11 protein-coding genes are annotated in these 10,714 nt (G+C 68.7%); 3 read left to right on the plus strand and 8 right to left on the minus strand.

Annotated elements, in window-relative coordinates; genetic code table 11:
* The first annotated feature begins 120 nt into the window (after window positions 1–120).
* Window positions 121–1,104 (plus strand): transketolase C-terminal domain-containing protein, encoded by a 984-nt coding sequence (locus tag J5M67_RS29850; protein WP_306432257.1) that lies wholly within the window; start codon window positions 121–123, stop codon window positions 1,102–1,104.
* On the opposite strand, the gene gnd is transcribed toward J5M67_RS29850, so the two are convergent.
* From gnd to J5M67_RS06855, 4 genes are read right to left on the minus strand one after another with little or no spacing between them, the layout of a single operon-like run.
* Window positions 1,091–1,996: a phosphogluconate dehydrogenase (NAD(+)-dependent, decarboxylating) gene (gnd, locus tag J5M67_RS06840; protein ID WP_207884567.1), complete on the minus strand. Its 906-nt coding sequence runs from the start codon at window positions 1,994–1,996 to the stop codon at window positions 1,091–1,093. The two genes, J5M67_RS29850 and gnd, sit on opposite strands and share 14 nt — an antisense overlap.
* Window positions 1,997–2,033: 37 nt before the next feature.
* Window positions 2,034–3,515, minus strand: a complete 1,482-nt coding sequence (locus J5M67_RS06845; RefSeq protein WP_207884568.1) for a mercuric reductase — start codon at window positions 3,513–3,515, stop codon at window positions 2,034–2,036.
* Window positions 3,508–4,821: a glucoamylase family protein gene (locus tag J5M67_RS06850; protein ID WP_207884569.1), complete on the minus strand. Its 1,314-nt coding sequence runs from the start codon at window positions 4,819–4,821 to the stop codon at window positions 3,508–3,510. Before J5M67_RS06850 ends, J5M67_RS06845 begins: the two co-directional genes overlap by 8 nt.
* Window positions 4,822–4,856: 35 nt before the next feature.
* Complete coding sequence (locus J5M67_RS06855; RefSeq protein ID WP_207884570.1) at window positions 4,857–5,003, minus strand: lmo0937 family membrane protein; 147 nt, start codon at window positions 5,001–5,003, stop codon at window positions 4,857–4,859.
* Between the two features lie 168 nt (window positions 5,004–5,171).
* Here J5M67_RS06855 and J5M67_RS06860 point away from each other — a divergent pair, with 168 nt between their 5' ends.
* Window positions 5,172–5,924: a Crp/Fnr family transcriptional regulator gene (locus J5M67_RS06860; RefSeq protein ID WP_207884738.1), complete on the plus strand. Its 753-nt coding sequence runs from the start codon at window positions 5,172–5,174 to the stop codon at window positions 5,922–5,924.
* On the opposite strand, the gene J5M67_RS06865 is transcribed toward J5M67_RS06860, so the two are convergent.
* The 4 genes from J5M67_RS06865 to J5M67_RS06880 all read right to left on the minus strand — a co-directional run bounded on the left by J5M67_RS06865 (window position 5,882) and on the right by J5M67_RS06880 (window position 8,576).
* Window positions 5,882–7,075, minus strand: coding sequence for a fatty acid desaturase (locus J5M67_RS06865; protein WP_207884571.1), 1,194 nt, complete (start codon window positions 7,073–7,075; stop codon window positions 5,882–5,884). The two genes, J5M67_RS06860 and J5M67_RS06865, sit on opposite strands and share 43 nt — an antisense overlap.
* A 79-nt stretch (window positions 7,076–7,154) precedes the next feature.
* Window positions 7,155–7,301, minus strand: coding sequence for a lmo0937 family membrane protein (locus tag J5M67_RS06870; protein ID WP_207884572.1), 147 nt, complete (start codon window positions 7,299–7,301; stop codon window positions 7,155–7,157).
* A gap of 108 nt (window positions 7,302–7,409) precedes the next feature.
* A complete protein-coding gene (locus J5M67_RS06875) occupies window positions 7,410–7,625 on the minus strand; it encodes a hypothetical protein (RefSeq protein WP_207884573.1) in 216 nt (71 codons plus the stop codon).
* A gap of 63 nt (window positions 7,626–7,688) precedes the next feature.
* Complete coding sequence (locus J5M67_RS06880) at window positions 7,689–8,576, minus strand: BON domain-containing protein (protein WP_207884574.1); 888 nt, start codon at window positions 8,574–8,576, stop codon at window positions 7,689–7,691.
* A 219-nt stretch (window positions 8,577–8,795) separates the two neighbouring features.
* Between J5M67_RS06880 and J5M67_RS06885 the strand changes: the two genes are divergently transcribed.
* A complete protein-coding gene (locus J5M67_RS06885; RefSeq protein ID WP_207884575.1) occupies window positions 8,796–10,691 on the plus strand; it encodes a class I SAM-dependent methyltransferase in 1,896 nt (631 codons plus the stop codon).
* The last annotated feature ends 23 nt before the right edge of the window (window positions 10,692–10,714 follow it).

Genomic DNA, 10,714 nt, shown 5'->3' on the forward strand with positions numbered 1-10,714 from the left:
CTGGCCTCGGCGCTTGCGCAACGCCTGGGGGCGAAACTGCCGACGGGCTGGGATGCCGACATCCCAGCGTTTCCCGCCGATGCCAAGGGCCTGGCCAGCCGCGACGCCTCCAGCCAGGTCATGAACGCTATCGCCGCCCGGCTGCCGGCGCTGGTTGGCGGTTCCGCCGACCTCGATCCCTCGACCCGGACCGCGCTCAAGGGCCAGGGCGACTTCAACCTGGCGGCAGCGGCGGGCGACGACCTGCAGGGCTCCGACTGCGCCGGCTGGGGCCGGGCCGGACGCAACCTGCACTTCGGCGTTCGAGAGCACGCCATGGCCGCCATGGTCAACGGCCTGGCCGCCCACGGCGGCTTCATCCCCTACGGCGCGACCTTCCTGGTGTTCTCCGACTACCTGCGCCCGTCGCTACGCCTGGCCGCGCTGATGGGCCTGCATGTGGTGCACGTGTTCAGCCACGACAGCCTGGCCGTCGGCGAGGACGGTCCGACCCACCAGCCGGTGGAGCACCTGGCCAGCCTGCGGGCGATCCCCGGGTTGCTGCTGATTCGCCCCGCCGACGCCAACGAGACCGCGGTGGCCTGGCGGGTCGCCGTGGAAACCCGTGACCGCCCGGTGTTGCTGGTGCTGAGCCGGCAGGCGCTGCCGACCCTGGACCGCACGCGCTACGCCGCCGCCGAAGGCCTGCGGCGAGGCGCCTACGTGCTCGCCGACCCGCCGGCCGGTCCGCCCGAGCTGATCCTCCTGGCCAGCGGCTCGGAGGTGACGCTGATCCTGGCCGCCGCCGAGCGCCTGGCGGCGCGCGGCATTGCCGTGCGCTGCGTGTCGATGCCCAGCTGGGAGCTGTTCGAGGCATTGCCACAGGCTGAACGCGACGCCGTTCTCCCGCCGACCGTGAAAGCGCGGCTGGCCGTCGAGCTGGGTGTGCGCCAGGGCTGGGAACGCTACGTCGGCGCCCAAGGCGACATGCTCGGCGTGCAGCGCTTCGGCGCCTCGGCGCCGGCCGCAGTAGTGCTGCGCGAATATGGCTTCAGCGTGGACAACGTCTGCGTCCACGCCGAAACGGTGCTCGCGCGCTGCCGGGCGAGATCTACTCCTTCCTGACCTCGTGGCCGCCGAACTGATTGCGCAGCGCCGCCAGCAGGCGGTCAGCGAAGGACTCGGCATCGCGCGAGCGTAGCCGGGCGATCAGCGCATGGGTGATGACCGGCGCCGGTACGCCCAGGGCGATGGCTTCGTCCACCGTCCAGAGGCCCTCGCCGGAGTCGGCGACGTAGGGGGCGATGTCGTGCATGTCCGGGTGTTCGGCCAGCGCCTTGGCGGTCAGCTCCAGCAGCCAGGAGCGCACCACGCTGCCGTGGATCCAGATTTCCGCGAGCTGCTGCAGGTCGAGGTCGAACTCCTGCTTGTGGCGCAGTATCGAGAAGCCTTCGGCGTAGGCCTGCATCAGGCCGTACTCGATACCGTTGTGGATCATCTTCGCGAAGTGCCCCGCACCCACTGGGCCGACCCGGCCCCAGCCGCGCCCGGGTGCCGGCGCCAGGCACTCGAACAGCGGCCGCAGGCGTTTCACCGCCGCCTCGGCGCCGCCGACCATCAGGCTGTAGCCTTCGGCCAGGCCCCAGACGCCACCGCTGGTGCCGCAGTCCACGTACTCGATGCCGCGCTCGGCGAAGGTCGCAGCCCGACGCTGGCTGTCCAGATAGCGGGAATTGCCGCCGTCGACCAGGGTGTCGCCGACCTGCAGCAACGGCAGCAGGGCCTCGAGGGTGGTGTCGGTGATCTCGCCGGCCGGCACCATCAGCCAGAGCACCCGTGGCGGTGCAAGCTTCGCCAGCAGCGCGGCCAGCGAGTCCGCCGTTTCGGCGCCCTGCTCCTGCAGCGCCGCGCGCGCTTCGGCCCTGGGGTCAAAACCCACCACCGCGTGGCCGCCGCGCAGCAGGCGCTGGGCCATGTTGGCGCCCATGCGCCCCAGCCCAATCATGCCGAGTTTCATGCGTAGTCCTCCTCAATGAGAGCCGTTGGCCGCCAGATCAACGCTTCAGCCAGCGCGCGAGACGCGCCCTGATCCGCGCCGGCAGGCGGGTACGAGTGTAGGCGTCCGCTGCCTTGCGAATGGCCTCGGCCTGGGTCGGGTAGGCATGGATCACCCGCGAAAGGCTGCGCAGGCCGATGCCCGCAACCATGGCCAGGGTGACCTCGTTGATCATGTCGCCGGCATGCCGGGCGACGATGGTCGCGCCAAGAATCCGGTCGCTGCCTTCGCCGACGTGGATCTTCACGAAGCCCTCGGTCTCGCCGTCGGTCACAGCGCGGTCGACCTCGTGCATCGGGATGGTGAAGGTCTTCACCGGGAGGTCCAGCTGGTTCGCCTCGCGCACATAGAGCCCGACGTGGGCGATCTCCGGATCGGTGAAGGTGCACCAGGGCACTACCAGCGCGCTCAGGCGACGGCGTCCGCGGAACAACGCGTTATGCACCGCGATATGCGCCGAGGCCGCGGCGGTATGGGTGTACTTGTGCGACAGGCAGACGTCGCCGGCGGCGTAGACGTTCGGGTTGCTGGTACAAAGGAAATCGTCGACGCGGATACCGTCGATGACGTCGTGGTCGATGCCCGCGGCTTCGAGCCCCAGGCCCGCGACGTTCGGCGAGTGGCCTATGCCGGTGAGGATGGTGTCGACGGCGAGCGTATGCCGGTAGTCGTCGCACAGCAGCTCCACGCGCTTCTCCCCGCCCTCCTCGCACACACCCAGCACCTGGGTGTTCAGGCACACCTCGATGCCATCGCGTGCGAAGGCATCGGACAGCAGTTGCGCGGCATCGCGCTCCTCGTTGCCGAGGAACAGCGGCAGGTCCTGCACGATGGTGGTCCGCGCGCCGAGACGGCAGAAGGCCTGGGCCAGCTCGCAGCCCAGCGGGCCGCCGCCGATCACCAACAGGCGGGGCGGCAGGCTGGCGAGGTCGAAGACGTTCTCGTTGGTCAGGTAGCCGGCCTCCGCCAGGCCGGGAATCAGCGGCACGCAGGGCCGTGCACCGGTGGCGACCAGGGCCTTGCGAAAGTGCAGCTGCTGCCCGTCGACCGCCAGGGTCCCGGGATCGACGAAACGCGCCTCGCCGAAGAACAGCTCGACGCCCAGCGCGCGCAAGCGCATTGCCGACTCGGCCTCGCTCAGCCGGCTGCGGATATGCCGCACGCGCGCCATCGCTGTGGCGAAATCGACCTGGATGTCGCCCGGCACGCGCGCGCCGTACTGCCCTGCATTGCGCATCTCGGCGTACAGCCGGGCGGTGCGGATCAGTGTCTTCGAGGGCACGCAGCCGTCGTTCAGGCGGTCGCCGCCGACCAGCCAGCGCTCCACCAGGGCCACCCGTGCCCCCAGCGCCAGGGCGGTCTTGGCCGCGGCCACGCCCGCCGGGCCGGCGCCGACTATGACCAGGTGATAGCGCCCGCTGGCCCGTGGGTTGCGCCACTGGGGCGGATGCAGGTTGGCCCGCAGGTCGTCGTCAGCCATCAATTCGCCCCCATGCGTCCAGCCAGCCGCCCTGGAAGCCCGCCCGGCGCAGGCCCGTGCGCAGGTACGGCGAGCGGCGCATCAGCCGCCAGAACCCCTGGTCGCGGTGGTTCTCGATCATCAACAGGACGATGCCCTGGTCCAGGCCGTAGTGCCCAACGGACACCCAGGCACGCCCGTCGGCCCCCGCCAAGCTGGGATTGAAGCTGCTGGCCAGGCGCCCTCCACGGCACATTTCCGGGTAGCTAGCGAGCATGTGCCGCAGCGCTCGCAGGACGATCTCGCCGGCGAAGGGCAGCGAGGCAAGCAACGCCGGCGCCGACAGCGAGCCGTCGTCCGGACCGTAGGGCACGCCACGGGCGGCATAGCCGAACAGGCGCCGACACTCGTTGGTCCGTTCGGACTTCTCGTCGCTGGGCCCGCCGCACGCCGACAGTCCCCAGCAGTCTTGCGTGTAGCCGGCGAACCCATGGGGGTTGCGCCGCGCGTACTCGCGCTGGATATAGGCCGCGCGGCGGCTGTTCTCGAAGTAGTCCGAGCGCTTCTCGCGCATGAACGCGTCGTGGATGCCACGAAAGTCGATCCAGGCATGGGAGAACTGGTGGATGAACAGCGGTCCGGCGAACAGGACGTCGTGGTCGTAGAGGTTCTCCCACTGGTAGGTGGCGGTCCAGGCGTGGTAGCAATCGGCGGCTATCGGCTGGCTGGGCGAACCGAGAGCCAGGGCATAGAGCACGATGGCCTCGCTGTACCCTTCCCAACCGTAATGCAGGAACCCACATTCGGGCTTCCAGCCCTGGCGGATGGTCACCTCACCGCCCTGCGCCCAACACCAGTCGACCCGCTGATAGAGCCCTTCGACCAGATCGCGCAACTCGCGCTCCGCAGTGTCGGTGCCGGCGAAGAAGGCGCTGGCGGCAAGCATCCCGGCAATCAGCAACGCGCTGTCGATCATCGACAGCTCGGAGCGCCAGACCCGCGCCCCCGTGTGGAAGTCGAGGAAGTGGTAGTAGAAGCCCTTGTAGCCGCTCGCCGTAGGGCTGGTGCTCTGCTCGCTAGCGGCAAAGAAGCGCAACGCAGCGAGACTCAGGTCCAGCGCCTCGGCACGGCTCAGCCAGCCGTGCCGCACCGCCAGCGGGTAGGCGCTCAGGGCGAAACCCACGACGGCGATGCTGACCGGCGAGCCGGGCCGCGAGGTGTCGGCCACCAGCCCAATGCTCGGATTCAGGTTCTCCCGGAAGTAGGCGAACGCAGCGCGCTGAAGGTGCTCCAGCAGCGCCTCGTCAGGCAAGGTGGGCAGTCGCATCGGAGGGGACCGGCCAGGCATATCCATTGCGCCGACTACGATTGCCGCGCCCGCTCGATCAGCAGCATCAAGGCGAGGAACGCGAGGATCAGCAGGACGTGGATGAAGCCGCCCAGGGTGTGCGCGGTTGCCATCCCCAGCAGCCACAGGGCGGCCGGGACGACCACTAGGGCTTCGAGCATGTCGGCTCTCCCTCCTGCCGCGGGCAGGATTGCATGAGCCTTCAGCGTGGGCGCCCGCAGCCGCGCCGGTCTGTGCGCCAACGTACCCATGGGGAACTGGCCAAGCACCGCGCCGGGTATATGCTGACTACTGGAGGACAGGCCTTCCACCCGACCCAGGACGCCACCATGCCCGAGACCCCCTCCCCCCGGCAGAACCACTTGCTGGCGGCGCTGCCGCCCGACGTGCAGGAGCGCCTGTTCCCTCACCTGGAACTGCTGCGGCTGCCGCTGGGCAAGGCGCTGTACGAGTCCGGCGACGCCATGCGCCATGTGTACTTCCCTACCGACGCGATCATCTCCCTGCTGTACGTGATGGAAAACGGCGCCTCGGCGGAAATCTCCGTAGTCGGCAACGAGGGCCTGATCGGCGTCGCGGTGTTCATGGGCGGCGAGAGCACCCCGAGCCGCGCCATCGTGCAGAGCGCCGGCAGCGTCTTCCGGCTGTCCGGGCAGCGGATCAAGGACGAGTTCAACCGCCACGGCGAGATGCTCCAGCTGATGCTGCGCTACACCCAGGCATTGATCACCCAGATGTCCCAGACCGCCGTGTGCAACCGCCACCACTCGATCGACCAGCAGCTCTGCCGCTGGCTGCTGCTGTCCCTCGACCGCCTGCCGAGCAACCAGCTGACCATGACCCAGGAGCTGATCGCCAACATGCTCGGCGTGCGCCGCGAAGGCGTTACCGAGGCGGCCGGCAAGCTGCAGAAGCTGGGGGTGATCGAGTACAGCCGTGGCCGCATTACCGTACTCGACCGGGCTAGGCTGGAAGAACTGAGCTGCGAGTGCTACGCGGTGGTGAAGAAAGAGACCGACCGCCTGCTGCCCTACGTGCCCTACCGACCTGTCGCCAGCTCCGACGGGCAGCGCAAGGAGTAGGTGCGCAGTAATGCGGCGAACTCACGCAACGCCTCGAGCGGGCTGGACTCCGCTTCGCCCACCCATTGCACGATGGCTTCGGCCACGCCCGGCCCGCCAGCCCGGGCCCAGATCCGCTGCAGCGCCAGGCGCTGCTCGTAGGCGACGCCAAGTACCTGGCTCACCGCCAGGGTCGCGCTGATCACCGCCTGCTGGTGCTCGTCGAGCAGGCTGGGTTCTCGTCCCAGCAGCCGTGGCGCACGGCGTATCAGGCGGCGCAGCGATGCATCGGCCCTGGCCAGCTCGTCCGCCACCAGCGGCGCGATCACCCGCTTGCGGTACTGCGCCATGACCTGGAAGCGATCGTTGAAGATCGCCATGGCGGTCTCCGCATCCAGGCTGCGCTTGCCCTGCACTTGGTAGGCGACCGGTGCGACCCGCACCGCGCGGGCCAGGCCCAGGCAGCAGAACAGGCGGATCCAGGCCCAGCCCAGGTCGAATTCCCAGGGCTTCACCGATAGCTTGGCCGAATTGGGATAGGTGTGATGGTTGTTGTGCAGCTCTTCCCCGGCAACAACCAGGCCCCAGGGCACCAGGTTGGTCGCGGCGTCGCGGCACTCGAAGTTGCGGTAGCCGACGGCATGGCCAAGGCCGTTGACCACGCCGGCGGCCCAGAAGGCGATCCACATCATCTGCACCGCCCACACGGTCAGTCCGAGGACGCCGAACAGGGCCAGGTCGAACAGCGCCAGTAGGGTCACTCCGCCATTGGGGAAGCGCGTGTAGACATGCCGCTCCAGCCAGTCGTCGGGGCAGTGCTTGCCGTACAGGCGCAGGGTATCGGGGTTCTTCGCCTCGGCGCGGTACAGCTCCGCGCCCTGCCACAGCACCACAGCCAGGCCCTTGTAGCGCGGGCTGTGCGGGTCGTCGGCGCTTTCGCAGCGGGCGTGGTGCTTGCGGTGAATGGCGGTCCACTCGCGGGTGAGCATCCCGGTGCTCAGCCACAGCCAGAAGCGGAACAGGTGCTTGAGCACGGCATGCAGTTCCAGCGAGCGGTGCGCCGAATGGCGGTGCAGGTAGAGCGTGACGCTGAGGGTGGTGAGGTGGGTCATCGCCAGCGTTGCGGCGATGAGCTGCCACACTGAGGGATGGAGCAGGCCCGTGAACCACATGACGGCATTGCCTCGCGGGGAGTGCGGATGGCCCCGCTACGGGCCCTTCCGCGTTGCTCGATCACCGGCGCCAGCCGGGTCAGAGCCGCCGACCCTGCAGGATGCGGAACGCCAGGACGATCAATGCCACGACCAGCAGGATGTGAATGAGTCCGCCCAGGGTGTACGACGTCGCCAACCCGAGCGCCCACAGAACGATCAACAGAACCACGATTGTCTCAAGCATTTGGAGTGTCTCCTGTAGTGCGCCCGTCTCTTTCGACGAGCCCAGTTTGCGCAACCGTGCCACGCGCGTCTGTGCGTCATCGAACGCTGGACGCAGCGCCGGAGCGAATCATGGGGCGGGGCTTTCGGAGTCCTCGTCCTCGTCGGGCGGCGTCGGCTCGACGGCGCGCCCCTTCGCTGGCACGGGCGGCACCGGCCGCTTGCCGCGATCATGGAAGGAGTAGCGTTCGGCAGGCGAGCCGTACTCCCAGGAGGGCGTCTGTTCGCTGCCGGCATCGGGTATCGGCGCAGGCGGCTTGGCGGTGGTTTCGACGGATTTTTTCATGGGTACTCCGGGCAACGGAAACTGGCCGGCACCGCGGGAAGGCGGCGCCGGGGTTGGCGGGAATCAGTACTTGAGTCCCTGCGCCTGCACCTGATTGACGCCACGGACGTTCGACGCCAGCTCGATGGCCAGGTTGCGCTCGGCACGGCTGCCCAGCACGCCGCTGAGCGTGACGATGCCGTTGCGGGTGCTCACGGCGATGTCCGAACTGCTGACGTTGCGCGAGTAGAGCAAGGTCGATTTCACCTTGGTGGTGATCCAGCCATCGGAGATGCCCTGCCCGGCGGCCTGCGCCGTCGCCTTGCCGGTGGGCGGCGCGGTAACGGGTGGCTCAGTCTTGACCCGGATGCCGTTGTCCACCCCGGTGACGCCCTGGGTGGTCGAGGCCAGGCGACCGGCAGCCTTGCGCGCGTCGTCAGTCGTGGCGGTGCCGCGCAAGGTCACCTTGCCGTCGGTGGTATCAACGTTGGTCGACAGCCCTTCGGTGTACTTGCTCCACAGCAGCTTGGACTTGACCGCGGTGGTGATGCTGGCGTCGTCCATCGCCTGCCCGAAGCCACGGCCCTCCTGTTGCTGGGGCACATAGTCGGCCTTGACCAGGATCTGGTTGTCGACCTGCTTGATGCCCTTCACGCCCATGGCGATCTGCGTGGCCAGGTCCTTGCTGGTGCTTTCCTCCACGGTGCCGCGCAGCGTGGCCTTGCCGTCCAGGACCGAGACCTGGAGATCGTTGTTGCGCAGGTACGGGCTCAGCGAGTAGGTCGTGGCGATCTGCGATTCCTGCCGCGCGTCGAGCACATTCTGCGGGCTCGGCCCCTCGGCGAAGGCCGTGCTGCCAAATACCATGGCCAGGGCGATGCAGGATGCGAGCTGCAGCCTGCGGAATTGACCGGTCGGGTGGATCGCCCTGGGCGAGCCGCGGTCGGTGTCGTAAGTGTCGGTTCCGTTCATGCTGACCTCTGTCTGCATCCGGGGCATCGCGAAACTGCGAGGCATCGGGAGTGCGACAGTGGCAGGCGTGCGCTGGCGCGTCGGTGCGCCGACGCACTTAGTCCTCCGGAGTCGGCATCGCGAGCGATGTCCTCCGCCCTACGTGTGTTAGCAGACAGACCGCCGGCGCCCCGGCGCGGAAGCTAAGGCAGACCGAGCCTTCACCCGACGAGGAACAGCATGAATCCATTCAAGCTGGAGCACAGCAAGGCAGCCTATCTCGCCGACTTCGTTCTCTACGGCACCCTCAGCCTGGCCCTGGCGACCCTGCTGGCCAGCCTCTGCCCGCCCGCCCTGCGCCTGCAGAGCCTGCTCCTCGCGCTCTTCGGCCTGCTCGGCTGGACGCTGCTCGAATACCTGCTGCACCGCTTCGTTCTGCATGGCCTGCAGCCGTTCCGCGACTGGCACCGGGAACATCACCGGCGCCCCACCGCGCTGATCGGCATCCCCGCAACGCTCAGCGCGCCGCTGATCGTGGTGCTGGTGTTCCTGCCGGCCCTGGCGCTGCTCGACATCTGGCGCGCCGGGGCGCTCACCCTCGGCCTGCTCGTCGGCTACCTGTTCTACTCGATCACCCATCACGCCCTGCACCACTGGCACGGCTCGGAAAACCGCTGGCTGTCGCAGCGGCGGCGTTATCACGCGTTGCATCACGGCGCCCTGGCGCAACCCGGGCACTACGGCGTGACCAGCGGGGTCTGGGACCAGCTGCTGGGCAGCGCCCGGCCGGAGCCGGTACGCGGCAAGCCGACGGTGGCTCCCCTGCCGCGCGCGGCCAGCATCACGCCGCCCCGTTCGGCGGCCGTCGAAGCCACCACCCGGCTACTGCAAGGCCTGCTGCGGCACACCGCCGGCGACTTCGCCATCCGCCTGTGGGAAGGCAGCGAACTGCACTTCGGCGACGCCGAAGCACCGCGCTTCACCCTGGTCTGCCGCAATCCGGCGGCGGTCCAGGCGCCGGTGCTGGGGCGCGATCCGCTGCGCCTGGTCGAGGCCTACTTCCGCGGCGACATCGACGTCGAAGGCGACCTCTTCGCCGCCATCGGCATGAAGGACCAACTGCAGGACAGCCGCCTGTCCTGGCACCAGCGCCTGCGCGCGGTCCTGGGCGCCTTGCTGCTGCCGAACGCCGGCGCTACCGAGACCCTGCGCCACTACCGCCAGCCGGTGAAGCGCCACACGAAACAGGAAAACCGCGCCGCCATCGCCTTCCACTACGACGTGTCCAACGCCTTCTACGGCCTCTGGCTGGACGCGCAGATGGTCTATTCCTGCGCCTACTTCGAGCAGCCCGGCGACAGCCTGGAGCTGGCCCAGCGCGCCAAGCTCGAACACATCTGCCGCAAGTTGCGGCTGCAACCGGGCGAGCGACTGCTGGACATCGGCTGCGGCTGGGGCGCGCTGGTCATCCACGCGGCCAGGCACCACGGCGTGCAGGCCCACGGCATTACCCTCAGCCGCAAGCAGCTGGAAGTGGCCCGCGAACGCATTGCCCAGGCCGGCCTGGAAGACCGGGTGACGGTGGAGCTGTGCGACTACCGCGACCTCGAAGGCGCGGCGCGCTACGACAAGATCGCCAGCATCGGCATGTTCGAGCACGTCGGGCTGGCCAACCTGCCGCTGTACTTCACCAGCGTGCAGCGCCTGCTCAAGCCCGGCGGGCTGTTCCTCAACCACGGCATCACCAACGTCAGCGAGGGCTGGAAGACCACCACCGGGACCCGCTTCATCAATCGCTACATATTCCCCGACGGCCAGTTGGACAGCATCGCCAACATCCAGCGCGCCATGGAGCGCGCGGACTTCGAGATCCATGACCTGGAGGCCTTGCGCCGCCACTACGGGCTGACCCTCAGACACTGGGTCGCGCGCCTGGAAGCGCATCACGCGCAGGCGCTGCAATATGTCACCGAACCGATCTACCGCACCTGGCGCCTGTACATGGCGGCCAGCGCGCTGGAGTTCGAGGCCGGCGGCATCGGCGTCTACCAGATCCTCGCCAGCCGGCGTGCCGACGGCCCCCTCCAGATACTGCCGCTGACCCGGCAGGACCTGTACGCGCCGCCCCGTCGCTGAGGGTGGCGTAGCGCACAGACGAG

The sequence above is a fragment of the Pseudomonas sp. 30_B genome, from assembly GCF_017491605.1.
Lineage (GTDB): Bacteria > Pseudomonadota > Gammaproteobacteria > Pseudomonadales > Pseudomonadaceae > Pseudomonas.